The sequence below is a fragment of the Streptomyces hyaluromycini genome, assembly GCF_002217755.1.
GTDB lineage: Bacteria > Actinomycetota > Actinomycetes > Streptomycetales > Streptomycetaceae > Streptomyces > Streptomyces hyaluromycini.
In genome coordinates, this window is record NZ_BCFL01000037.1 from 72,584 (window position 1) to 97,346 (window position 24,763).

Below are 24,763 nucleotides of genomic sequence, written 5' to 3' on the forward strand. Positions count from 1 at the left end.
GCTTGTCGCGCCCGCGCGGCGGAGCCGCAAATCGACACAGCCCCGCGCCCCTTGCGGGGCGCTGCCCCTGACGGGGCGCATCAGTCGGCGGCGTACGTCTCCCTCAGTTCGATCTTGCGGACCTTTCCCGACACCGTCATCGGGAAGTCGGCCAGGATCTGGAGTCGGCTCGGCACCTTGTAGTGGGCCAGGCGGCCCTCGCAGAAGGTGCGCAGTTCCTCCAGGGTCGGCGGGTCGGCCGGGTCGTGCGGGATGACGCAGGCCAGGACCTCCTCGCCGTACCTCTCGTGCGGCACCCCGACCACCTGGACGTCCCGGATCTTGGGGTGGGCGTAGAGGAACTCCTCGATCTCGCGCGGGTAGATGTTCTCGCCGCCCCGGATGATCATGTCCTTGATGCGGCCGACGATCTCGACGTACCCGTCTTCACGCATCATCGCCAGGTCGCCGGTGTGCATCCAGCGCCCGGGGTCGACGGCCTCCGCCGTCTTCTCGGGCTCGTTCCAGTAGCCGAGCATCACGCTGTAGCCACGGGTGCACAACTCTCCTGCGGTGCCCCGGGGTTGGGTGACCCCGGTGGCCGGGTCGACGACCTTGACCTCCAGGTGCGGCAGCACCCGGCCGACCGTGCCCGTGCGGTGTTCCAGGTCGTCCTCGATCCGGGTCTGGAGCGAGACCGGGGACGTCTCCGTCATGCCGTAGCAGATGGAGACCTCCGCCATGTGCATCTCGGCGACCACCCGCTTCATCACCTCCACCGGGCAGGGCGAGCCCGCCATGATGCCGGTGCGCAGCGTGGAGAGGTCGTACGACGCGAAGTCGGCGAGGTTCAGCTCCGCGATGAACATCGTCGGGACGCCGTACAGCGAGGTACAGCGCTCCTGCTGGACCGCCTCCAGGGTGGCCTTCGGCTCGAAGGACGGGGCCGGGATCACCATGCAGGCGCCGTGCGAGGTGGCGGCCAGGTTGCCCATCACCATGCCGAAGCAGTGGTAGAAGGGGACCGGGATGCAGACCCGGTCCTGCTCGGTGTAGGCGATCGACTCCCCGACGAAATAGCCGTTGTTGAGGATGTTGTGGTGGGAGAGGGTGGCCCCCTTCGGGAAGCCGGTGGTGCCCGAGGTGTACTGGATGTTGATGGGGTCGTCGCAGGACAACTCGGCTGCGCGGGCGGCCAGTTCCGCGCTCCGCTCGGCCGTTCCGCGCGCGGTCAGCGCCGCCCAGCTCGGGTCCCCGATGTACACGGTCTCCCGCAACTCGGGGCACCTGCCGCGCACTTCCTCCACCATCGCCCGGTAGTCGCTGGTCTTGTGCCGGAGCGAGGCGAACAGCAGCGAGATCCCGGCCTGGTTGAGGACGTACTCGACCTCGTGGGTGCGGTAGGCCGGGTTGATGTTGACCATGATCGCGCCGATCCGGGCGGTGGCGTACTGCACCAGCACCCATTCGGCGCAGTTGACCGCCCAGATGCCCACCCGGTCGCCCTTGGCGACCCCGCTCGCGAGCAGCGCGTACGCCAACCGGTCCACGTCGGCGGCGAATTCGGCGTACGTCCAGCGCCTGCCGGTCGGTACGTCCACCAGCGCCTCGCGGTCCGGCCAGGCCGCGACGGCCCGGTCCAGGTTGGCCCCGATGGTGTCGCCGAGCAGCGTGGTGCCGCTCGTGCCGTGTGTGTAGGACGAGCTCACCGGAAGTCCTCCTCGCGGTACTCGCCGGCCGAGCCGGCGGCCGTGGCCTCGCGCAGCTCGATCCGCCGGATCTTCCCGGACACGGTCTTGGGCAGCGGAGCGAACTCCAGCCGCCGGACCCGCTTGTACGGCGCCAGGACCTGCCGCGAGTGCTCGAAGAGCACCTTCGCCGTGTCCGGACCCGGCTCCCAGCCCGCCGCCAACACGACGTACGCCTTCGGCACCGCCAGCCGCAGCTCGTCCGGCGCCGGCACGACCGCCGCCTCCGCCACCGCCTCGTGCTCCAGCAACGCGCTCTCCAGCTCGAACGGACTGATCTTGTAGTCCGACGCCTTGAACACATCGTCCGCACGGCCCACGTACGTGATGTAACCGTCCTCGTCCCGCGAACCGATGTCCCCCGTGCGGTAATAGCCCCCGGCCATCGCCTCCGCCGTACGGTCCGCATCCCCGTGATAGCCGGTCATCAGACCCACCGGCAGCACCGACAGGTCCAGCGCGATCTCCCCCTCCGCCGCACCCGGCGCACCCGACACCGGATCCAGCAGCTCCACCGTGTACCCCGGGCTGGGGCGGCCCATCGACCCCGTCTTCAGCCGCTGTCCGGGGCTGTTGGAGACCTGCACGGCCGTCTCCGTCTGCCCGAACCCGTCCCGGATGGTCACCCCCCACGCCCGCCGCACCTGCTCGATCACCTCGGGATTGAGCGGCTCACCCGCCGCCACCACCTCACGCGGCGGCGTCCGCAGCTGCGTCAGATCGGCCTGGATCAGCATCCGCCACACCGTCGGCGGCGCACAGAACGACGTCACCCCGTGCCGGTCCATCTCCGCCATCAGCCGGCCCGCGTCGAACCGCGCGTAGTTGTGGATGAAGACCGTCGCCTCCGCGTTCCAGGGGGCGAACAGGTTCGACCAGGCGTGCTTCGCCCAGCCCGGCGAGGAGATGTTCAGATGCACGTCACCGGGCTTCAGACCGATCCAGTACATGGTCGCCAAGTGCCCGATCGGGTACGAGGTGTGGGTGTGCTCGACCAGCTTGGGGCGGGCGGTGGTGCCCGAGGTGAAGTAGAGCATCAGCGGGTCGTCGGCCAGGGTGGGCCCGTCCGGCACGAACGCGGCGGAGGCGGTGTACGCGTCCTCGTACGGCTCCCAGGCTCCGGCCTCCGCCGACGGCAGGCCGCCGACCGCGATCCGGGTGTACGTTCCCGGCACCTCGGTGAACTTGGCGGCGTCCTCCGCACGCACGAGCACGTGCTTCACCCGGCCCCGGTCGACGCGGTCGCGCAGGTCGGCCGGGCCGAGCAGCGGGGTGGCCGGGATGACCACGGCCCGCAGCTTCATCGCGGCCAGCGCGGTCTCCCACAGCTCGGCCTGGTTGCCGAGCATGACCAGGATGCGGTCCTCCGGCTCGACACCTCGCGCGCGCAGGTGGTTCGCGACCCGGTCGGAGCGTTCGGACAGCTCGGCGAAGGACAGCTTCGTCTCGCCGCCGTCCTCCTCGACGATGTGCAGGGCGGTACGGTCATTGCCCTCGGCGATGACGTCGAACCAGTCCAGCGCCCAGTTGAAGTGATCCGGCCGCGGCCAGGAAAAGCCCGCGTAGGCGGTGGCGTAGTCGGTACGGTGTTCCAGCAGGAAGTCCCGTGCCCTTCGGAAGTCCTCCGTCGCACTCGTCATACGCGTCTCCTTCAGTACCGGACCATTGCCGGGCGGCTCTCTGGCATCGTGTAATCCGTGATGCAGGTCTCACTACCCCCGAACGGGGGTGTGGACAGCACGAGACCGGGGTCGAAGGGGCAGGACAGGTGGCAGCAGAGGTCGCGGGGGCGGTGGAGATACGCGGTGCGCTGTCCAGACTCCGGCGCACCACCGGGCTGCCGATCGCCTTCGGCGGGCTGGTCGAGGCGGGCCGGACGCAGGTCCGGATCAGCGAGCTGACCGGCACCAACACCGCGTCGCTGCGCTCGCTCGCGGTCACCTCCGGGAACGGCCTGGGCGGCAAGGCGGTCGCCCTGGCCCGCCCCTGCGCGGTCGTCGACTACTCGGCCTCACAGCAGATCAGCCATGAGTACGACATCCCGGTGGCGGCCGAGGGCCTCCGCTCGGTGCTCGCGGTACCGGTGGTGGTACGGCGCCGGGTGCGGGGCGTGCTGTACGGCGCGCTGCGCACCGCCCAGCCGCTGGGCGACCGCACGCTGGGCGCGGCGGTGGCGGCGGCCCGGGACGTGGAGCAGGCGCTGGTCGTCCAGGACGAGGCCAGGGGGCTGCTGGCGGCGGCGCGGCCAAAACCCGCCGTCGTACCGGATCCGGGGGCCGCCTGGGAGCAGGTGCGGGAGGCGCATGCCGCGCTGCGGGCCCTGGCGCCGCGGATCACCGACCCGGGGCTGCGCGCCGAACTGCTCGCGGCCTGCGGGCTGCTGACCGCGCCGGCCCGGGAGGCCGAAGCGGTGCTGGCGCCCCGGGAACTGGATGTGCTGGCGTGGGTGGCGGCCGGGGCGACCAACGCGGCGGTGGCCGAGCGGCTGGGGCTGCGGCCCGAGACGGTCAAGGGCTACCTGCGTTCGGCGATGCGGAAGCTGGGCGCGCACACCCGGGGGGAGGCGGTGTCGGCGGCTCGTCGGACGGGGGTGTTGCCATAGCTGGAGGGGACCCATTCCATTCATGCGGACGCGCAGTGAATTGCCTTATGCCAAGCCCCTGTTATTTCCCTCACCATGTCGTTCGGCCGGATTTCAGGGTTCATTGCCTAGAATTTGGTTTGGACACGACACACGAGGGGAGCGGTGACCGTGCGACGGGACTTCCAGGAGCCTGCCAGATGCCGCCCCGACCTGGTCATCGGCCGGGCGGAGCTGGTCGCGGCCGCCCGGGAGCAGCTCGCCTCAGGCGGCAGCGTCCTCCTGCACGGGCCCGCCGGAATTGGGAAATCCACCGTCCTGCGGGCACTGGACGCGGAATACGCCGGCACCGCCCGCACCGTGTTGCGCTGCTCGGCGACCGAGTCCGAATCCCATCTTCCCTTCCTCGCCCTCGCCGACCTCTTCGGCCTGGTCCTCGACGACGTCTCCGCCCACCTGCCCGGCGCCCAGCGCACCGCACTGGAGTCGGCGCTCACCGGCCGCGGCGAGTCCACCCTCCAGCGCGACGGTCTCGCCCTGCGCCTCGCGGTGCTGTCCGCGCTGCGCGTGCTGGCCGCCGAGGGGCCCGTCCTGATCGTCGCCGACGACCTCCAGTGGCTGGATCCGGCCAGTGCCGAACTCCTCGGCTTCGCCGCCCGCCGGCTCGGCGGCATCCCGGTCCAACTGCTGTGCGCGGTCCGCACGGAGGGCCAGGAGTACGACCGTCACCTACGCGCGTCGCCGCCGGACACCGTCGCCGTCCGCCTCGGCCCGCTCACCCGCGGACAGGTCTCCGAACTCCTCGACCACCGCGGCCACACCGGGCTGACCCGTTCCACGGTCCGGGAGATCCACCGCACCAGCGGCGGCAACCCGCTGTTCGCCCTTGAACTCGGCCGCGCCCTCGCCGAGAACGCGACCCCGCCCCGCCCGGGCGAGCCGCTGCCGGTGCCGACCTCGCTGCGCGCTCTGGTGCTCAGCCGCCTCGACATGCTCTCCGTCGAGGCCCGCCGCACCCTGCTGGTGGCCAGCGCCGGCGCTCGCCCCACCCAGGCCCTGCTGCACGCGGCCGGCCGGGAGAACGCCGAGGCCGAGTGCGCCCAGGCAGCCGAACTGGGGCTGCTGGCGACCGAGCCGGAGGGTCCCGCCGTACGCTTCGCGCATCCGCTGATCTCCGCCGCGCTGTACGCGGAGGCACCCGCGCAGGAGCGCCGGGCCGCGCACGCGGCGCTGTCCACGGCCGCCTCCGACCCGATCGAGCGGGCCCGGCACCTGGCCCTGGCCACCACCGGCACCGACCCGGAGGTCGCCGACCGGCTGGCCGAGGCCGCGACCGAGGCCCGGGACCGGGGCGCGCCCTCGGTGGCCGCGCAGATCGGCCTGCTCGCCGCCCGGCACACCCCCGGCGACCACACGCCCTCCCCGGACGAGCGCCGGCTCCAGGCGGCCGAGGACGCGACCAGCGCGGGCGAGATCGACCTCGCCCAGGACATCGCCCGCGAGGTGCTCACCCACGCCACCCGTCCGGCGGACCGGGTGCGGGCCTGGATCCTGGTGATCGACTCCGCCGGCCACACCATGACCGAGGTCGACGCGGCCTTCCCGCACGCCCTCGCCGACGCCGGCGACGACCCGCGGCTGCTCGGCAAGGTCCACTACCAGCTGGCCTGGCGGGCCCTGATCGTGGGCGGCGACTTCACCGAGGCCCGGCAGGCGGCGGCGCACTCCGCCGGCCTCGCGGCCGAGGGCGGCGACCGGCGCACCGAACTCCTCGCACTGTCCCTCCAGGCGCAGGTCGAGACCCTGATGGGCCATCCGGCGGCACCCGCCACCATCAAGCGCGCCCTCAAGGAGCCCCAGGACCCGAACGTGGCCTGCCACCACAACGGGGCGGGCAGCGCCCGGTTCCGCTGGCTGGTGATGGGCGACCAGCTGGCCGAGGCGCGGGCCACCGTCACCGCGCTGCTGCGCGAGGTGCGCCGGCGCGGACAGGTGGAGAGCGAGGTGCACTTCCTGCGCGGGCTCGCCGAGACCGAGCTGCGTTCCGGGCACTGCGGCCGGGCCCTCGACCTGGCCCGGGAAGGCCTGCACCTCGCCCACGACTCCGGGATCGGCGAGACCGCCTCCGCGATGCTCACCTCGCTGGCCGAGGCGTCCGGCGGCGACGTGGACCGGGGCCTGGCGCTGGCCCGGGAGGCGGTGGAGCACGCCGAGCAGGACGGCGACACCATGTACCTGTCCCGGGCCCTGGGCGCCCTCGGATACGCCCAGTTGGTGGCCGGCGACCCGGCGGGCACGGTCCGCTCGCTGCGCCGGGTGCGGGAGCTGGAGCAGAGCCTCGGCATCACCGACCCGGCCCGGGGCCGCTGGCAGGGGGACCTGGCCGAGGCACTCGTCCGGGTGGGTGAACCGGCCGAGGCACAGGACGTCATCGACGTCACCCGGGAACACGCGCTCCGGCTCGGCCGGGAGAGTGTCCTCGCCGTCCTCGACCGGGCCGAGGCCCTCGTCCGCGCGGCGCACGGGGAACACGACGCGGCCGTCGCCCAGCTGACCTCGGCTCAGGACCGGTTCGCCAAACTGGGCTACGGCCTGGAGGAGGCGCGGGCCGCGTTCGCGCTGGCCGCGCTGCGTGACCGGCGCTCCCCCGCGGCGTTCGACGAGGCCACCAGGCTGTTCCGGCGGTGCCGGGCGCTACCGTGGCTGCGGCAGGTGGACGAGGCCGTCTCGGTGCCGGAGCCGCCGGTGGAGACACCGGCCGAGCCGGCCGTCCTGGACGGGCTGGCCGCGATGGAGCGTCAGGTCGCCGCGCTGGTCATGGAGGGCGCCACCAACCGGGAGATCGCCGCGCGGCTGTTCATCAGCGTCAAGACGGTCGAGGCGACACTGACCCGGGTCTACCGCAAGCTGGGCATCCGATCGCGCGTGGACATAGTCCGTTTGGCGGCAGGGCGACGCGCGAAGTGAGAGCGCTCCCGGTTAACTGAGGCGGACCGAGGGTTTTCCCTCCCCCATCCCCCTAGGGGGTTCCCTCATTGGGAGGGTGGGGTTCCGGGTCCTAGCTTATGGATGTGCCGCTCGCCCGGGCATACGGGGGTCGGTCCCGCGACCCCCGTGCTGCACCCCCCACACCCGCGCGACCCCCACCGGCAACCCCCACTGAGGAGACTCATGTTCGGGCACCACCGCGCAAGAAAGACCGCCGCAGTCCTGGTGGCCGCCGCCGCAGCCGCGGCGACCGCGCTGATCGCGTCCCCCACCGCGTCAGCCGCCCCCCAGCCGATCGTCGGCGGCACCACGACCACCACGACCGCGTACCCGTTCATGATGCAGATCACGGACGCGTCCGGCAGTCAGTTCTGCGGCGGCACCCTGGTGTCGGCCACCAAGGTGGTGACCGCCGCGCACTGTATGGAGGGCGAGTCCACCAGCAGCGTCCGCGTGGTCGGCGGCCGCACGTACCTGAACGGCACCAACGGCACGGTGAGCCGGGTCAGCAAGATCTGGATCAACCCGGACTACACGGACGCCACCAACGGCGACGACGTGTCCGTCCTGACGCTGTCGACGGCGATGTCGTACACCCCGGCGTCGTACGTGACGTCCTCCCAGACGAGCGTGTACGCGGCCGGCACCACGGCCCGCATCCTCGGCTGGGGCACCACCTCGGAGAACGGCAGCTCCTCCAACCAGCTGCGGACCGCGACCGTCCCGATCGTGTCCGACACCAGCTGCAAGAGCTCCTACGGTTCGGACTTCGTCCAGACCGACATGGTTTGCGCCGGATACACGTCCGGCGGCACAGACACCTGCCAGGGCGACAGCGGCGGTCCCCTGCTCATCGGGGGCGTCCTGGCAGGGATCACTTCCTGGGGAGAGGGGTGCGCGGAGGCCGGTTACCCGGGTGTCTACACCCGGCTGACCACCTTCTCGGACCTGGTGACCACGCAGGTCAACTCGTAACCAGAAGATCTCCTGAGCATCCCTCAGGTGAGTGACCAGGGGGCGTTGCGGGCTACCACGAGCAGCCCGCAGCGCCCCCTATCCATGCCCGCTACCGGTCGGCGGTGAGCTTCCCGGCCGCGCCCCAGCTGTCGGCCGGGACCTCGTGGATCCAGACCTGCACGGTCTCGGCGGGGATCTTGTACGCGTCGACGAACGCGTCGGTGACCCGCTTGACGAGGTCCCGCTTGAGTTCGGGGTCGCGGGGTCCCTGCTGGATGGTGACGATCGGCATCGCTGAACTCCTTCGAGTGGGTGTCCCGTTCGGGGTCCCGTTCAGGGTCCTGTTCGGGGTCCTGTTCGGTGGGTCCAGTCCATCGCGCCGGGCGTCCGTGACCAAGAAACAGATCCCGAACGCAGCGATCAGTTTTCGTGATCGCCGCAGGCCAGCAGCAGAGTGGCCAGGTACGGGGAGAGGGTGACGGCGGGCACGGCGAGGCCCGTCGGCAGGGCCAGGCCCGGAGCGCGGAACGGTACGAAGGCCACCCGGGGGCTGTGCAGCACGCGCGCGTGGGACGCGTACACGACCGTCCAGAGCGGGCGGGTGCCGATGCTGGCGAGGGTGTCCTGGAGCGAGCCGGGCGACGGTCCGGGCAGCGGCTCGAAGCCTGCGTCACGGCAGGCGCCGACGACCAGGTCGACGAGGGCGGGGTTGGTGCGGCGCTCGGTGACCGCGAGGGGCAGGCCGGCCAGCTCCTCGACGCCGACCTCGGTGCGGCCGGCGAGCGGGTGACCGGCGGGGACGGCGGCCACCAGGGGGTCGGGCCACAGCGGATGGACCCGGACACCGGGCACGGGCTCGACGGCCCGGACGAAGGCCGCGTCCAGCCCGCCGCCCGCGACCCGGGCGAGCCTCCCCCACTCTCGGCTTCGCTTGAGCGGGGGGACCCCCATGGCGGCCGGCAGCGAGTACAACTCGACGGGCACGTCCGGCGCGCGGCGCGCGAACGCGGCCAGCACCCGGTCCAGATGCGCACCGAGTCCCGTACTCGTGCCGACCCTCAGCCCGGCCGGCGGGGCGACCGCGGCCCGGGCCCGCTCGGCCGCCGCCAGCACCGCACGTGCCTCGGGCAGCAGCCGCTCCCCCGCGCCGGTGAGCCGGACCCGGCGCGACGAGCGGTCGAACAGCTCGGCGCCCAGTTCCCGTTCGAGGCGCTGTATCTGCTGGCTGACGGCCGACTGCACGATGTGCAGCCGGTCGGCGGCCCGCCCGAAGTGCAGCTCCTCGGCGACGGCGACGAAGTAGCTGAGCTGCCGCAGTTCCATGGTCCCGGCTCTAGAGCCCGCTCCGGACCGGCTGCTTCAATGGGCTCCTTACGGGTGTCGCGGGAGGGGTGGTGCAGGTGCTGCACATGGTGTCGACGGACCGGGTCCTGGCGTTCGCCGCGTTGTCGCTGCTGGTCATCGCGATCCCGGGACCGAGCGTGCTGTTCGTGATCGGCCGGGCGCTCGCCCACGGCCGCCGCACGGCCGTGGCCACCGCGGTCGGCAACGTCTTCGGCTCGTATCTGCTGGTGGTGGCGGTCGCGGTGGGCATCGGCTCGCTGGTGGAGCGCTCGGTGACGGTGTACCTGACGGTCAAGCTGCTGGGCGCGGCCTACCTGGTGTACCTGGGCGTCCAGGCCGTCCGGCACCGCAAGGAGCTGACGGCCGCCGCGGTCCGGCGGGCCCCGGCGGGCGAACCGCGCAGCGATCTGCGCACGGTCCTGGACGGCGCCCTGGTGGGTGCCACGAACCCCAAGGGCGTGGTCTTCTTCGCCGCCGTCCTCCCCCAGTTCGTCGACCACTCGGCGGGCCGTGTCCCCCTTCAGATGCTGCTGCTCGGCCTGGTCCCCATCTCCATCGGCCTGGTCACGGACACGCTGTGGGGCCTGACGGCGTCCGCGGCCCGTACCTGGTTCGCCCGGTCCGACCGCCGCCTGTCACTGATCGGCGGCGCGGGCGGCGTGACGATGATCGGGCTGGGCGTGACGGTGGCGGTGACGGGCCGGGCGGACTGAACGCTCCGCTCGCAGGCGGGAGCCGCTCACCGGCCCGGGGCGTTCACCCGCCGGGGCTTTCACCCGCCCGCTTGGGGCACGACGGCCCCGAAGCGGATGTCGTAGGACGCACCGGGGTGCAGGGTGGCCAGCATCCGTGCGCCCTCCGCCGTGATCGCGTCCCGCTCCCCCGCCCCGCTCCTCTGCCCGAAGGTCTCGATGACCAGGGCGTCCTCCGTCAGCTTCCACACACCGGCCAGGAAACCGTCGACGAGCAGGGTGCGGTAGGCCTGGTTGCCCTGCCAGGCGCGGCCCCTGAGCCCGGGCGGGACGACGCGGGTGCGGTCGGCGTGCGAGAGGAGAAGGTTGTCGAACTCCGGGAGGAAGCGGGGCGGGGCGGGGGTCCCGGGGTCGGGGCGGGGCGCGTCGGGCAGGTCGAAGAGCTCGGCACCGCCCTCGTCGCGGAAGGTGAGGAGGCGGGGCCGCAGCCGTTCGAAGGCCTCGCGGAGCCGGGTCAGTCCGGCCCAGGTCTGCATGTCCCTGACGGAGGCCGGGCCGAAGGCGGCGAGGTATCGCAGGACCGTGGCGTCCGTGGCATCCGTGGCATCCGTCGCCTGCGTGGGGTCCGTCGCCTCCGTGGCATCCGTCGCCTCCGTGGCGTCCGTCGCCTCCGTGGCGTCCGTCGCCTGCGTGGCGTCCGTCGCCTGCGTGGGGTCCGTCGCGTCGGCGGCCGGCGCTGACGCGACGGGGCGGCCGAGCCAGTGCTCGGCGGTGGTGAGGGCGACCTGCCCGGACCGGCCCCACAGTCCGCGCGGGGTGACCTGGACGAGGGGCAGGGTGCAGCGGGCGGCGACGGCGAGGGACTGCGGGTCGGCGTCGGGCCACTCGGCGCGCAGCGCCTCGCGCAGCCCGGCCATGGTGCGCGGCTCGGCCTCGACCAGATCCCGGGCGAGCGCGGCGAGCCGGTCCAGGTCGACACCGGCCAGGCCCTTGCGGAAGGCCGTCAGCTCCCGCGTCCGGGCGGGCTGGACGAGCGGGCGCAGGGTGAGCGCGTCGGCAGCGGTGTGGGTGTGGATGGTCGACCGCAGGGTGACGATCCGGACCACCTCCCGGTCGGCCATCAGGCTGGAGAGCTGCTCGGGGGCGAAGCCGTCGAGACGGGCGGCGAGGGCGTAGTACGGCGGCTTGACGTTCTGCGCCTGGAGGCCGACGAGGTGGGCCACGGCCTCCTTCGCCGACCGGGTCGAGCGGCGCAGCAGGAGCTGACGGTCGAGGGTGGCACGGTTGAGGGCACGGGTGCCGAGGGCCGGGCCGGACGGCTGCTTCGTCATGCCGGGCACGCTAACGCCGAATGCGGACAGATCCTGTCCGCATCTCTCACCGAATCCCGTCCTCCATTCCCTCCGCCGGGCCCGTATGCCCCGTATATCCTGCTCCGAGACTCACCGATCACGCGTGATCACCTGGACCACGTGGAACACCCCGATCACGCAGATCACACAGATCACACAGATCACGCCGATGCAGGCTCCACCGAGAGGCGGCCGCGATGTCAGAGCGACGCCCCAGCCCGGTCTCGAAGAACTCCGGTAACGGCAGGAACGGCCGAGGTACCAGAAGGTCCGTCTGGCGCCGCGCCCTGCCGCCGGAGCATGACGACACGGCCGGGCTGCCAGGGCCCGGTTCCGCATCGGCCGTGGAGCCCGGCGAGCCGCCGAGCATCGTGGAGGCGGCGCTGTACAGCGACGGAGTGCGCGTGTCGACACCGTCGACCCTCGCGGAGACGTACCGCGAACTGCGCGACACGCCCGCGAGCATGGCGTGGATCGGCCTGGCCCGTCCCACCTCGGACGAACTCCTTTCCCTGGCCGCCGAGTTCAACCTGCATCCGCTCGCGGTCGAGGACGCGATGGAGGCACACCAGCGCCCGAAGCTGGAGCGGTACGGCGACATCCTCTTCGTCGTCCTGAGCGCCGCCCGCTATCTGGACACACCGGAGGAGGTCGACTTCGGCGAACTGCACGTGTTCGTCGGCCCCGACTTCGTGATCACGGTCCGGCACGGCGCGGCCCCGGACCTCTCGGCGGTCCGCCGCCGCATGGAGGACTCCCCCGACCTCCTCAAGCTCGGCCCGGAGGCGGTCCTCTACGCGATACTCGACGCGGTGGTCGACGGCTACGCCCCGGTCGTGGAGGGCGTCCAGAACGACATCGACGAGATCGAGACGGAGGTCTTCCGCGGCGACCCGTCGGTGTCCCGCCGCATCTACGAACTCTCCCGCGAGATGGTCGAGTTCCAGCGCGCGACCCGGCCCCTCGTCGGCATGCTGCACGGCCTGATGGCCGGCTTCACCAAGTACGAGACCGACGAGGAACTCCAGCGCTACCTCCGCGACGTGGCCGACCACGTCACCCACATCAGCGAACGCGTGGACGGCTTCCGCCAGGCCCTCACGGAAATCCTCACGGTCAACGCGACCCTGGTCACCCAGCAACAGAACGCGGAGATGCGAGCGTTGGCGGAGGCGGGCTTCGAGCAGAACGAGGAGATCAAGAAGATCTCCTCCTGGGCAGCCATCCTCTTCGCCCCGACCCTGGTCGGCACGATCTACGGCATGAACTTCAGGGAGATGCCGGAGTTGCACTGGGTGTTGGGATACCCCTTCGCAATCGTCCTGATGGCAGTCGTATGCACCAGCCTGTACTTCATTTTCAAGCGGAAGGACTGGCTCTAGCCCATCGCGCTACGCTTGAGTTCCTGTTCACACTTTGCTCACGCATCTGCTGCGGAACGGCTCAGGATCAGCCGTGGGGAGTCTCTGGGGAGAATCGAATGGCACTCCCCACCTCGCGCCCGGTGCAACGAACCCGCCCGGCTTCCCTGTTCGCCAGCGCCGGCCGAGCCGACCGCCCCTGTGACGCATCACAGACAGTGACACCAGCGCGCCACCACCGGCAGCGGGCTGCCGCAGGCAGTCGCGATGTCCGCGGCAGGTCTTCTCCACGGCCGTCGAGAGGTTCTGGAGGAGGGATCTGGTGGGCCGTCGGTGAGGTGCCTGCTGAGCAGGCCCTTTTCCCATGGCCCCCAGCCCGAACGACGCATGCGGCTTTCGCCGCACGTCGCTCTCCAGTGACTACTCCGTGAGTGCTGGCACAGGTCTTGTGCCGTGGATGTCCGGGTGACAACTTCCGCAGGCCACGAGGGTTTTGCGGTGTCGTGCGGCCATGAGATCCGCCCACGGCGGCCGGTTCCCGGATCGTCCGAGGTCGGCGAGTTGGGCGACGTGATGGACTTCCACCTCGTCGACGCGTCCGCATGGCTCGCACCGCCCGGCCAGAAGCCGGGTGACCAACTCCTTGCGTTTGATGGTGAGCGGGGCGCTGGGCTTTGGGCCGCACGTAGGTGCTGAGCTTGTTGAGGAGTGCTTCGTCTGCGCGGTGTTCAGAGTTGGGTCTGGCCGCCGTTGACCTCGTAGACGGAGCCGGTGACGAAGGCGGCTTCGTCCGAGAGCAGGAAGCTCACCACGCCTGCGACCTCGTCGACCTGGCCCACGCGGCCCATCGCGGTTTTCGCGGCGATGGAGGCGCGGACCTCCGGCGGGAGTGCTCGTGCCGACGGTGCGTCGATCGGACCGGGTGCGACGGCGTTGATGCGGATGCCTCGCTGCGCGTATTCGACCGCGGCAGAGCGGGTGAGCCCGACGATGCCGTGCTTGGAGGCCGAGTACGCGGCCCGCCCGGCGTGGGCCATCACCCCGGCGGTGGAGGCCATGTTGAGGATGGTCCCACCGCCGGCTTCGAGCATGTGGGCGATCTCGGCCTTCATGCTGTGGAAGACGCCGGTCAGGTTGATGGTGATGACGTCGTTCCAGTCGTTCAGAGCGATGTCGTGGACCTCGGCCAGGCCGGGCGTGATGCCGGCGTTGTTGAAGGCGAGGTCGAGGGCGCCGTAGGTCGTGACGGTGAAAGCGACGAGACGCTCGGTGTCGTCGAACGAGCGGACGTCCGCGGCGAACGCGGATGCGAGGTGTCCGGCGGCGCGGAGTTCCGCGGCGACGCGTTCGGCGGCCCCCGCGTCACGGTCGGCGACGACGATACGCGCGCCGTCCGCGGCGAGTCGCCTCGCGGCCGCTTCGCCGAGGCCGGATCCGGCGCCGGTGACGAGCCCGACCTTGCCGGTCTTGTCTCGCTTGTCGTGGGTGCCGGTGGTCATGCGGCGGCCTCCTCGGTGGTGAGCTGGACGAGTGTGAAGACGGCGCCCGCGGGGTCGAGGAAGACCGTGATCGTGCCGATCTCGATCGGCATCGGCGGCATGAGCCGGGTGCCGCCGTGTTCGGTGGCGGCCGTCGCGGCGGCTTCGATGTCGTCGACGGCGAAGTACACGTCCCAGTACGCGGGGGTCTCGGCAGGCATGGCCGGCGGCCGTGGCAGGAGCCCGGAGAAAGATCTGCCGTGTGTCTGCCACTCGCGGCGGCCGAGGCGACCGCTCGGCTCCGTGAGCCCCCACCCGAACGCCTCGCGGTAGAACGCTGCGGACGTGCCGACGTCGTCGGTGATCAGTTCGCCCCATGCGAGGGTGCCGTGTGCGGGCCGCTTGGAGTGCCGTGCGGCGGGCGCGCGGAGCGCGAACCGTGTTCCGTTGGGGTCGATCACGACCGCGGTTTCGGCGGAGTCGCCGTCGGCCGGGGGCAGGACCGCGCCGTTGGCGTTGGAGACGGCGGTCAGCGCGGTGCCGAGGTCGTCGACGTCGAAGTGGATGAGCCATCCAGAGATCCCGTCGGCCACAGTGATGTCGGCGATGTCGGCCACCGGCGTGCCCGCGGCGGATGCGATCAGCCGGCCGTTGGTCTCCGTGACGGCCCAGCCCAGCACGGCCCTGTAGAAGGAAGCGACGGTGTGCGGGGCGGCCGAGGCCAGGCTTGCCCATCTGGGCCCGACGGCGGTCGGAGACGCGTCGTCAGTCGCGGTCGTAGCCATGGTCATGCTCCGTTCAGTGTGCTGCGGTCCACGCAGGGTTTTCGGCATGGTCACTGGAGTGCACCCCCGCTGATCAGGAGGCGCTGCCCGCTGATCCAGGCCGCGAGCCCGGAGGCGAGGTACTCGGCGGCGTCCGCGACGTCGTCGACGGTCCCCATCCGGCGGCCGATGCGCCCGGGCCGGGCGACGAACTGCCGGACCGGGTGGTCGGGGTCCGGCTCGGTGAACACGCCCGCGCCCTCGATCGCCGTGGGAAGGATCGCGTTGACGGTGACCCCGCGGTCAGCGAGCTCCCGCGCCAGGACCTGTACGGCATAGCGCGGTGCTGTCTTGCTCGCCCCGTACAGTCCTTCGCCGCGGACCGGCACGGTCGTCGTGCTCGAACCGACGTAGATGATCCGGCCGCCGTCCACGACGTGCCGCGCCGCCGCCTGGAGGGTGAAGAAGGTGCCCCGGGTGTTGACGGCGAAGAGACGGTCGAACTGCTCCTCGGTGATGTCGAGGAAATCGATGCCGATGAGCTCGACACCCGCGTTGGCGACCGCGATGTCGACCTGCCCGAAACGGTCGGCGGCCTCGGCGAAGAGGCGCTGGATGTCAGGTACGACGGACATGTCGGCCTGTACGGCGATCGCCTCCGCGCCCAGACGCTCGATCTCTGCGACCGTCGCGTCGGCGTCCTTCGCGCTGGAGGCGTAGTTGACCACGATGTTCGCGCCGAGGCGTGCGTAGCGCAGGGCGATCGCCCTGCCGATGCCTCGGGCGGAACCCGTGATCAGGGCCGTCTTGCCGGTCAGATCCCGCATCGGAATCGTTGCCCCTGCCGGTCTGCCGTTCACAGGCTCTGTCCGCCGGAGATCTCGATGCGCTGCGCGGTGACCCACCGGTTCGCATCCGAGAGAAGGGCGGTCACCGCGCCCGCGATGTCGTCGGGTTCGCCCACGCGTCCCAGCGCGACCTGCGAGGTGAGGTAGTTCCGGACCTGTTCGTCGTGCATCATGCCGCCGCCGAAGTCGGTCGCGGTCGCCCCGGGCGCGACGGTGTTCACGCGGATACCGCGGCCGCCGAGCTCCTTGGCCTGGTAGCGGGTGAGGACCTCGACCGCGCCCTTCACGGCCCCGTAGGCGGAGTGCCCCGGGACGGCGAAACGGGTCAGACCGCTGGAGACGTTCACGATGGCGCCGCCGTCGGCAAGCGCCGGCAGCAGGGTCTGCGTCAGGAAGAACACGCCCTTGAGGTGTACGTCCACCAGATCGTCGAAGTCCTTCTCGGTGGTCTCGGCGAACGGGGCGGTCAGGTCGGTGCCGGCGTTGTTGACGAGGAAGTCGAACGTGGTCCTGCCCCAGCGCGCCTGGAGCTCGGTGCCGAGCTGCTCGGCGAAGTCCGCGAAGGTGTTCACGACGCTGGTGTCGAGCCGTAGCGCGACGGAGGTACGTCCCTGGTCCGTGACAGCGGACACCACCTCCTCGGCCTCGTCCCGGTTGCTTCGATAGGTCACCACGACATCGACACCTGCCTGGGCGAGATGCAGCGCGTATGCGCGCCCGAGACCTCGGTTGGCTCCGGTGACGACGGCGATCTTCTGGGTGGTGCTCACGGTGACTCCTTGGTCGCTGGTCGCTCTGGACGGGTTCGAGGTGCTGTTGTCGAACCCGGTGACCAGTTGACGCGCGATCCGAGAAGCCATCCAGTGCCTGCGTATCCACTGCCCGGCGGTCCCAGGCTGAGGGCTCAGCCTGGGACTGGCAGACAGTGGATAGCCGTATCCGGGTGAGGCACAGTGTCGATATGGATCAGAGCGGCCTGGCGACATTTCTCCGTCGGCGTCGAGAGGCGCTGCAGCCCGACGACCTCGGCGTTCCTCCGGGGCAGCGCCGACGCACGCCGGGGCTACGACGCGAAGAAGTGGCCGCGCTGTGCGGCATGTCGGCGGACTACTACAGCCGTCTCGAACGCGGCCGCGGACCGCAGCCCTCGGAGCAGATGATCACCGCGATCGCCCGTGGGCTCCGGCTCACCCTCGACGAACGCGACCACCTCTTCGTCCTGGCCGGCCACAACGCACCGGCCCGCACCACACGCGACGACCACGTCAACGCCGGCATGATGCGCGTCCTCGACCGCCTTGAGGACACCCCCGCGCAGGTCGTCACCGCCACCGGCGAGACGATCGTGCAGACCCCGCCGGCAGTAGCCCTGCTCGGCGACCAGACACGATTCACCGGGCTCGCGCGAAGCATCATCTACCGCTGGTTCACCGATCCGAACGAACGTACGAACTATGTACCGGACGACCACCCGACGCACAGCCGCGTCTACGTGGCCCAGCTCCGCACGGTCGCCTCCCGTGAAGGCCGCGGCTCACACGCCGCCGCGCTCGCCGACCGTCTGTGCGCGGAGAGCTCCGAGTTCGCACAACTGTGGACCCAGCACGAAGTCGGTATCTCCTACACCAACCGCAAAAGAATCCTGCACCCGCAGGTCGGAGTGATCTCCCTGCACTGCCAGACACTCGTCGACCCGGACCAGGCCCAATCCCTGCTGGTGTTCACGGCGACCCCCGGCACGGAAGACCACGACAAACTCCGACTGCTCTCGGTCATCGGAAGCCAGCGACTCGGGGCCTCTACCACCGCGGCCACCGACTGAGCACCGCGTGTCCCCAGCCCACCGCCGAGCACAGAGCGGCCGGCCGAGGGGCCGTGACCGCGCTTCCGTGCACCACCGGCTTGATGCGATACGGCCGATCAGGCATCGGCCGTAGCCGTCACGAAGAGGCGGCCACAACCGACGGAATCGCTCGCTGGTTTACTCTCCCGGGCGCACCCTCGCCTGCGCCATCCCCTCGCCCTGGTGGCGTACGGGGAGAGCCGGTGCGGTGGCGGTGGTCAGCCGACTGGGGGTTGGGGGCTGCGCTGCTGCGGCCTCCGCCCCGCCGGATCGTTCCGTTGCGTGTGGCCTCTGAGAACGAGACCCGGATCGGGGGCGGCCTGTTCGCCGCCGCCCGCGCCGCCCGCCCCTGCACCCGGGAGGTCGTAGCTTTTCGTCGGTGCCCAACGCCTGGGGCGCGGCGAGCTGTATCGGGCGACCGTGCGGCCGCCCAGATCCGGGGGACCATGGAAGCACTGCGAGGTGCAGGGGACACAGGCCACAGCCTGAAGCCGGCGCAGGGTGGCGTGTCGCGCCGGCAGGCGGAGGGAGTGCCTGGGATGAGGAAAGCCGATCCCTTCGGTGCCGAGGGTGACCAGCCGGATTCCGGGCCGAGACAGCCGCGTGAGTTGCTGGATCTGCTCAGTGTCGCGGCGGTGCTGCTGGATGCCGAGGGGCGGATCGTGCTGTGGAGCCCGCAGGCCGAGGAGCTGTTCGGCTACACCGCGCAGGAGGCGCTGGGCCAGTACGCGGCGCGGCTGCTGGTCGACGAGCAGAACCTGGACAGGATGATCAGGCTGTTCACCGAGGTCATGAGGACGGGACAGGGATGGGCCGGCGCATTCCCTGTCCGGCACAAGGACGGCAGTAGCCGGCTGGTGGAGTTCCGCAACATGCGGCTGCTGGACGACCGGGGTGCCTTCTATGCCCTGGGCATCGCCACCGATGAGGCGGCCCTGCGCCAGGTGGAACGGGACGTGGCCCTGTCCACGCGGCTGGTCTCGCAGTCCCCGATCGGGCTGGCCGTCTTGGACACCGACTTGCGGTACGTGGCCGTCAACCCGGCGCTGGCGCAGATCAACGGCGTCCCCGCCGAAGACCACCTCGGGCGACGAGTCCGCGAGGCCCTGCCCTTCCTGGAGGTCGATGCGATCGAGGCCGCGCTGCGGCAAGTCCTCACGTCCGGAAAGCCCATGATCGACCAGCACAGCGTGGGACGCACTCCCGCCGACCCCGACAACGATCATGCCTGGTCAGTCTCCTACTACCGGCTCGACGGTCCCGGCGGCCGGGTACTCGGGGTAGCCATCCTGTTGGTGGATGTCACCGATCGGCACCGCGCCCGGCAGCGCCTCGCCCTGATCGCCGACGGCTCCGCCCGTATCGGCACCACCTTGGACGTGGAACAGACCGCCCGCGAGCTGGCCGACGTCGCCGTCCCCGAGGTCGCCGACATAGCGGCGGTGGACATCCTGGATTCCATCCTGAACGACCGCCACCCGACGGGACCCAGCGGCGACCGGGCCCTCTTCCGCGCCCTCGCCGTGAAAGCCGCGTACCCCACCGAGGCCGTCCGCGCCGCCGACCCTCCCGGCCAGCTCGCCAGCTACGGCGCGGAGCGCCTGGCCACTCAGTGCGTGCGGACCGGCCGCGCCATTCTGATACCCCACGTCGGCGAGCGGGACCTGGCACGTATCGCCCGTGACGCCGAGGCCGCCGCCCTCCTGGCCCGCGCCGGCCTCCACAGCTATCTCTTGACGCCCCTGATCGCCCGTGGCGAGGTGCTCGGCACCCTGGGCCTCACCCGCGCCCGCAACCCGCTGCCCTTCGACAACGACGACCTCCTCCTGGCCGGTGAACTGGCCGACCGAGCCGCGGTCTGCATCGACAATGCCCGTCTGTACCAAGACGCACGCAACACCGCGGTCACCCTCCAGCGCAGCCTGCTGCCCGACCTCCCACCGCAACAGGCGGGCCTGGAGATCGCCTCCCGATATCGGCCCGCCGGAACGACCGTCGAAGTCGGTGGCGACTGGTTCGATGTCATCCCCCTCACGGAAGGCAAGACCGCGCTGGTCGTGGGCGATGTGATGGGCAGCGGCATAAGCGCCGCCACCACCATGGGACGCCTGCGCACCGCTACCTCCACCCTGGCCGACCTCGACCTCCCACCCACCGAAGTGCTGCACCACCTCGACAAGATCACCGCTGACCTGGAGCAGTACGCCACCTGCGTCTACGCCATCTACGACCCGCACCGCGCCCTGTGCCACATCGCTGTCGCCGGACACCTGCCCCCCGTGCTGATGCGCACAGGCGAGCCCCCCAAACTGCTCGATCTGCCCACCGGCGCACCCCTCGGGGTCGGCGGGGTCGCCTTCGAAGTCACCACCATCGGCCTGGCCCCCGGCGACCAACTGGTCCTCTACACCGACGGCTTGGTCGAGACCCGCCACCACGCCATCGACGAGCGCCTGGACCTCCTCCTCCAACTGCTGCACAGCCCCGACCGAACCTCGGAAGAAACCTGCGACCGGCTCCTGGAATCACTGCGCGATCCGGACGACCACGACGACGTCGCCATACTCATCGCCCGAGCCCGAGCCCGAGCCCGGCCCCGGCCCTAGAGGTCGTCCGCTGCGCCACTCCAGCAGCTCGCGGTATCCGGCCGCGGTGGCCGGGAACACCTCGGTGCCGATCACTGCCCCCACCAGGGAGAGCACAGCAGCCACGTGAGTGTCCCGGTGGCCGGCACCGGACCGCGCGGACGGTCAGCATCGTGATGACGCCTGGTCGGCAAGCCCCTGTCGAGACACACCCGGCCGGCCCGGTTCCAGCAACGCACCATCCCCGGCGAGCGGTCGACACAGCGTGAGCAGGACACCCCGGTCAGACATCTCAGGAGTCAGACCCCGCCGCAGGACAGCACCCGCCGATTCTCCCCACACTCAAAGCCGCCCGGCCCAGGCCGGCAGAACATGCTCCGTCCCAGCTCATAGATCACTCCGAATCCGACTCCGGCCGACCACAACGGACCGCAAAGGTCGACATCGCGTTCAACCTCGATTCTCAGCGGTCATGAGTGCATGTCCGGGCCGTCGGTCAGCCCGGTTGCGTCCGTGTGATCGCGCGCGGGGCCTTCGTAGCTGCGACAAGCTCGGGAAGTCAGTCAGCGGAGCACTAGATGGTCTGCTCGGACCAGCTGGTCTTGCGGTTCTGGCCATGGCGGCACCCCCAGCGCTCGGCGAGTTGGGCGACGAGGAACAGGCCGCGTCCGCCCTCGTCGGTGGTGCGAGCGCGGCGCAGACGGGGTTGGGCGCTGTGGGAGTCGGTGACCTCACAGACCAGAACGTGGTGGCGGATCAGTCGCAGCTCCGCCGGCGGACGGCCGTGGCGGATCGCGTTGGTGACCAGTTCACTGACGATGAGTTCGGTGGGGAAGAGGAGATCGGCCAACCCCCATGCGGCGAGTTGGCGGGTCGCCCATGCCCGGGCCTCGGAGACGGCAGCGGGATCGACCGGTATCTGCCAGTGAGCGGTGTCCTCCGCGTGTACGGCGCGAGTGCGTGCCAGCAGTAGCGTCGCGTCGTCACGCGGTGCTTCGTCCACCAGATCACCGAGGAGGGCCCGGCCGGTGTCGTCCAGAGCGCGGTCCGGGCGGCAGGACGTGGCGAGCGCATCGGTCAGCCGCCGGAGCCCGTCGTCGATGTGATGCGGGCCCAGGTGCACCAGTCCGTCGGTGTAGAGCGCGAGGACACTGCCCGGCTCGAGGTCGATCGTGGTGGTCTCGTACGGCATGCCGCAGACGGCGAGTGGTGGCCCCGGGAGAATGTCGACAGCTCCGGCGGTTCCGTCGGGCCGGACGAGCACGGGCGGTGGGTGCCCGGCACTGGCCATGGCGCACTGGTGCCGCAGGCGTACCCGGCCGGTCGCCGGCAGTTGCGTGGCCCTGTGCAGGTCGCGCGGGAGGTCGGCCACCAGTTCCCGCACGGGGCGGCCGTGGACCTAGTCGGCGCAGAACCCGGTCAGGTCCTGTGCGGTCCCGGTCCATCCCACGACCGTCCCTTGATCGTCGAGTACGGCGGCGGCTAGGCCCTCGAAAGCGTAGGGCCTGCCGCCGGGGCCGGCGCCGGAGACGCTCGTCACTCCTTGGGAGGCCCCTACCGGGTCGGCGTTGTCAGTATTCGATGTGTCCATGTCTGTGGCTTCCTTTGCGAGAGCCCACGGCTCCCAGAGGCGATCCGGTGGCGGCTGTCGGCCGCCGACGCGTCAGAGGGCGTCGGCTGTGGAGGGCAGGTCCTGTTCGGCCCAGACGACCTTGCCGTCTGCTGCGGAGCGGGAACCCCACCTGCGCGACAGCCGAGCCACCAGGGAGAGGCCGCGGCCGTGCTCGTCGAGCGTGCGGGGATGGCGTGGGCGTGGCTGGCCGGTGCTCGTGTCGGAGACTTCACACGTCAGCACCCGGTGCTGGATGAGCCGTAGGCGGCTCGGGCCGTCTCCGTGGCGGATCGCGTTGGTGACCAGTTCGCTGACGATCGACTCCACGGGTGTCACGAGCGGCTCCAGACCCCATTCCCTGAGCTGACGGGCGGCCAGGTGCCGGGCTGTCGGGACGGTGACGTGTTCGTTCGGCAGGTCCCAGGAGGCGACCTGTGCGGGGCGCAGTGCCCGGGTCCGCGCAAGGAGCAAGGTGACGTCGTCGGCCGGTGCCTGGGTCGGCAAGGTGTCCATCGCCCGCGAGCACAGGTCCTCCAGGGAGGCACCGGGCTGTGCCAGGGCGGCACCCAGGCGATGCAGGCCGGCATCGATGTCCTCGTCGCGGGACTCCACCAGGCCGTCGGAGAAGAAGGCGAGGACACTTTCCTCAGGTAGTTCCAGTTCCACGGACTCGAAAGGCACGAGGCCGAGACCGAGGCCGAGCGGGGCTCCTGCGGGCAGGTCGGGAATGGTGACCTTGCCCTGCGCGTCGACGATCAGGGGCGGGGGATGCCCGGCCCGCGCCATCGTGCACCCTCGGGTGACCGGGTCGTAGACGGCGTACAGACAGGTGGCACCCACCACCGCGGGCACCACGTCGCAAACGTCGGCGTCCTCGTCGTTCAGTCGCCGGACCGTGTCGTCGAGGTGCGCCAGTAGTTCGTCGGGGGGCAGGTCGAGGTCCGCGAGCGTTCGCACGGCGGTGCGCAGCCTGCCCATGGTCGCCGCGGCATTGATGCCGTGTCCCACCACATCGCCGACGACAAGGGCCACCCGGGCGCCGGACAGCTCGATCACATCGAACCAGTCACCCCCCACACCGTGGTCCATGTCGGCCGGCACATAACGTGTGGCGACTTCGACGGCAGCACCGCCCTGCACGCGATGAGGGAGCAGGTCGCGTTGCAGTGTGAGGGCGGTGGTGCGCTCGCGCGCGTACTGCAGCGCGTTGTCCAGGCACAGCGCGGCCCGGGTGACCACTTCCTCGGCGAGGAGCAGATCGTCCTCCTGGAACGGCGTCTGTTCCAGAGAGCGGCCGAACAGCGCCAGTCCCAGCACACAGTGCCGCGCACGGATGGGGACGACCATCAAGGAGTGGACGCCACTGTCGCGTACCTTCTGCGCCCGCACCGGATCGTGGTCGACCCAGGGGCCGGCATGGGTGTCCAGCACTGGCTCCAGGTACGACCGGCCCGTGCGCATGGCGGCGGCGAACGGGGACTCCGGGTGGGGGTGGACCACTTCTTCGCGCGCCCACGGCAACTCCAGGACGCCCAGGTCGACGGAGGCCAGACCGGCACGGCGCAGCAACTGCGGACGGCCACTCGTCGTGCCGATCCGTGCCGGCGGCTCAACAATGAACGGAACCGACTCCACCAGATCGACGAGGGCGTGGTCGGCCAGCAGGGGCACCGCGAGCTCTGCCAGTTCCTGCCCGGTCCTCATGACGTCGAGGGTGCTCCCGATGTGCGTGCTGGCCTCGCTGAGGATGGCGAGGCGCTCCCGCGCCCGGCGATTCCCGGTGACGTCCACGGTCATGGAGCACACGCCCAGTGGCATGCCGTCAGCGCCCTGGAGGCAGAAGAACGAGGCCGAGAACGCGTGCTCACGGGGCCGGTCCGCAGGCGGCCACGCACGGTACTCGTGCACCGTCGTCGTGCCGCTCTCCAGCACCTGCCGCATCACCACCTCAAGCGCTTCGGCCTCGACGGCGGGCAGCGAGCCCTTCAGACCGCGTCCGAAGCGTCGGTGACGAGGAACGCCGTCGTGCCGCTCCATGGCGTCGTTCACCCACACACAGCGCAGCTGCGGGTCATAAACGACGATGCCGATCGGTGCGCGGGCAAGCAGCGACTCCCGCACCGGTCCGCTGCTGGTTGCCCCCGAGGACAGGGAACCGATCTCCGTCACGGACACCAGCCACCGGGTGCCGCCGTCCTGCCCTCGCAGCAACGAGACCCGCAGCGTCATCCTGAGCGTGTGGCCCTCGCGGTGGCGTATCGCCGCGGTGCCGGACCAGCCACCCCGCGCACGGCACTGCCCGGCGAACGCCGAAGCCCTCCGGACGTCCTCGGGAGGCGGCAGCACGTGTGCGGCAGATCGGCCCACCACCTCCCCGGCCGAGTAGCCGACGAGCTGCTGAGCGGCATGCGTCCACCCCACCACTGTGCCCTCGGTATCCAGCATCGCTATCGCGGCGTCGGGCATCTCACGGGGGGTCACCGGCTCGGCGAGGAGGGTGTGGTCAGTGTCGGTCATCGCGGTCCATCCCATCGGTGCGGAAGTAAGAGCGCCGGCACTTGGCCCGGCGGCCCTGTGTGCAGCCGTGGTGAACGGCGTCGTCCCGGTGAGCGGCACACGATGCGGTATATG

At 71.0% G+C, this 24,763-nt stretch carries 20 protein-coding genes; 7 read left to right on the forward strand and 13 right to left on the reverse strand.

The window, feature by feature from the left end:
• Window positions 1-80: 80 nt before the first annotated feature.
• Together SSP29_RS57870 and SSP29_RS47050 are read right to left on the reverse strand one after the other, a co-directional pair.
• Window positions 81-1,688: an AMP-binding protein gene (locus tag SSP29_RS57870; RefSeq protein ID WP_089107154.1), complete on the reverse strand. Its 1,608-nt coding sequence runs from the start codon at window positions 1,686-1,688 to the stop codon at window positions 81-83.
• Complete coding sequence (locus SSP29_RS47050) at window positions 1,685-3,367, reverse strand: AMP-binding protein (RefSeq protein ID WP_089107155.1); 1,683 nt, start codon at window positions 3,365-3,367, stop codon at window positions 1,685-1,687. The genes SSP29_RS57870 and SSP29_RS47050 overlap by 4 nt, the downstream gene beginning before the upstream one ends.
• Before the next feature lie 128 nt (window positions 3,368-3,495).
• On the opposite strand from SSP29_RS47050, the gene SSP29_RS47055 reads away from it, so the two are divergent.
• From SSP29_RS47055 to SSP29_RS47070, 3 genes are all read left to right on the forward strand, one after another.
• Window positions 3,496-4,329 carry a helix-turn-helix transcriptional regulator gene (locus SSP29_RS47055; protein WP_089107156.1) on the forward strand — a complete coding sequence of 278 codons (834 nt, stop codon included), beginning with the start codon at window positions 3,496-3,498 and terminating at the stop codon, window positions 4,327-4,329.
• A gap of 144 nt (window positions 4,330-4,473) precedes the next feature.
• Window positions 4,474-7,275, forward strand: coding sequence for a helix-turn-helix transcriptional regulator (locus SSP29_RS47060; RefSeq protein WP_089107157.1), 2,802 nt, complete (start codon window positions 4,474-4,476; stop codon window positions 7,273-7,275).
• 204 nt (window positions 7,276-7,479) lie between these two features.
• A complete protein-coding gene (locus tag SSP29_RS47070) occupies window positions 7,480-8,271 on the forward strand; it encodes a S1 family peptidase (RefSeq protein ID WP_089107158.1) in 792 nt (263 codons plus the stop codon).
• A 91-nt stretch (window positions 8,272-8,362) separates the two neighbouring features.
• Here SSP29_RS47070 and dmpI read toward each other — a convergent pair whose 3' ends face one another.
• Window positions 8,363-8,590, reverse strand: a complete 228-nt coding sequence (dmpI, locus tag SSP29_RS47075) for a 4-oxalocrotonate tautomerase DmpI (RefSeq protein WP_275539792.1) — start codon at window positions 8,588-8,590, stop codon at window positions 8,363-8,365.
• 83 nt (window positions 8,591-8,673) lie between these two features.
• Window positions 8,674-9,576, reverse strand: a complete 903-nt coding sequence (locus SSP29_RS47080; protein WP_089107160.1) for a LysR family transcriptional regulator — start codon at window positions 9,574-9,576, stop codon at window positions 8,674-8,676.
• Between the two features lie 86 nt (window positions 9,577-9,662).
• Between SSP29_RS47080 and SSP29_RS47085 the strand changes: the two genes are divergently transcribed.
• Window positions 9,663-10,310, forward strand: a complete 648-nt coding sequence (locus SSP29_RS47085) for a LysE family translocator (RefSeq protein ID WP_089107207.1) — start codon at window positions 9,663-9,665, stop codon at window positions 10,308-10,310.
• Between the two features lie 59 nt (window positions 10,311-10,369).
• Here SSP29_RS47085 and SSP29_RS47090 read toward each other — a convergent pair whose 3' ends face one another.
• Window positions 10,370-11,620, reverse strand: coding sequence for a winged helix DNA-binding domain-containing protein (locus tag SSP29_RS47090; protein ID WP_089107161.1), 1,251 nt, complete (start codon window positions 11,618-11,620; stop codon window positions 10,370-10,372).
• A gap of 218 nt (window positions 11,621-11,838) precedes the next feature.
• On the opposite strand from SSP29_RS47090, the gene SSP29_RS47095 reads away from it, so the two are divergent.
• The gene (locus SSP29_RS47095; RefSeq protein ID WP_150136301.1) at window positions 11,839-13,023 is read left to right on the forward strand and encodes a magnesium and cobalt transport protein CorA; all 1,185 of its coding nucleotides are present in this window, start codon (window positions 11,839-11,841) and stop codon (window positions 13,021-13,023) included.
• Between the two features lie 399 nt (window positions 13,024-13,422).
• On the opposite strand, the gene SSP29_RS61470 is transcribed toward SSP29_RS47095, so the two are convergent.
• The 5 genes from SSP29_RS61470 to SSP29_RS47120 all read right to left on the reverse strand — a co-directional run bounded on the left by SSP29_RS61470 (window position 13,423) and on the right by SSP29_RS47120 (window position 16,862).
• Window positions 13,423-13,641 (reverse strand): HNH endonuclease, encoded by a 219-nt coding sequence (locus SSP29_RS61470; RefSeq protein ID WP_368669295.1) that lies wholly within the window; start codon window positions 13,639-13,641, stop codon window positions 13,423-13,425.
• Between the two features lie 89 nt (window positions 13,642-13,730).
• Window positions 13,731-14,501 (reverse strand): SDR family NAD(P)-dependent oxidoreductase, encoded by a 771-nt coding sequence (locus tag SSP29_RS57890; RefSeq protein WP_089107163.1) that lies wholly within the window; start codon window positions 14,499-14,501, stop codon window positions 13,731-13,733.
• On the reverse strand, window positions 14,498-15,265 hold the full coding sequence (locus SSP29_RS57895; RefSeq protein ID WP_145969061.1) for a VOC family protein: 768 nt from the start codon (window positions 15,263-15,265) through the stop codon (window positions 14,498-14,500). The genes SSP29_RS57890 and SSP29_RS57895 overlap by 4 nt, the downstream gene beginning before the upstream one ends.
• A gap of 50 nt (window positions 15,266-15,315) precedes the next feature.
• Window positions 15,316-16,071: an SDR family oxidoreductase gene (locus tag SSP29_RS47115; protein ID WP_089107165.1), complete on the reverse strand. Its 756-nt coding sequence runs from the start codon at window positions 16,069-16,071 to the stop codon at window positions 15,316-15,318.
• 29 nt (window positions 16,072-16,100) lie between these two features.
• Window positions 16,101-16,862 (reverse strand): SDR family NAD(P)-dependent oxidoreductase, encoded by a 762-nt coding sequence (locus tag SSP29_RS47120; protein WP_245883564.1) that lies wholly within the window; start codon window positions 16,860-16,862, stop codon window positions 16,101-16,103.
• 191 nt (window positions 16,863-17,053) lie between these two features.
• On the opposite strand from SSP29_RS47120, the gene SSP29_RS47125 reads away from it, so the two are divergent.
• Entirely contained in the window at window positions 17,054-17,914 is an 861-nt protein-coding gene (locus SSP29_RS47125; protein ID WP_089107167.1) for a helix-turn-helix transcriptional regulator, read from the forward strand.
• Between the two features lie 560 nt (window positions 17,915-18,474).
• On the forward strand, window positions 18,475-20,541 hold the full coding sequence (locus SSP29_RS47130; RefSeq protein WP_089107168.1) for a SpoIIE family protein phosphatase: 2,067 nt from the start codon (window positions 18,475-18,477) through the stop codon (window positions 20,539-20,541).
• A gap of 553 nt (window positions 20,542-21,094) precedes the next feature.
• Here SSP29_RS47130 and SSP29_RS47140 read toward each other — a convergent pair.
• From SSP29_RS47140 to SSP29_RS47150, 3 genes are all read right to left on the reverse strand, one after another.
• A complete protein-coding gene (locus tag SSP29_RS47140; RefSeq protein WP_150136305.1) occupies window positions 21,095-21,904 on the reverse strand; it encodes an ATP-binding SpoIIE family protein phosphatase in 810 nt (269 codons plus the stop codon).
• A gap of 15 nt (window positions 21,905-21,919) precedes the next feature.
• Window positions 21,920-22,111, reverse strand: a complete 192-nt coding sequence (locus SSP29_RS47145) for a hypothetical protein (RefSeq protein ID WP_089107170.1) — start codon at window positions 22,109-22,111, stop codon at window positions 21,920-21,922.
• A 72-nt stretch (window positions 22,112-22,183) separates the two neighbouring features.
• The gene (locus tag SSP29_RS47150) at window positions 22,184-24,649 is read right to left on the reverse strand and encodes a SpoIIE family protein phosphatase (protein ID WP_089107171.1); all 2,466 of its coding nucleotides are present in this window, start codon (window positions 24,647-24,649) and stop codon (window positions 22,184-22,186) included.
• Window positions 24,650-24,763 lie beyond the last annotated feature (114 nt).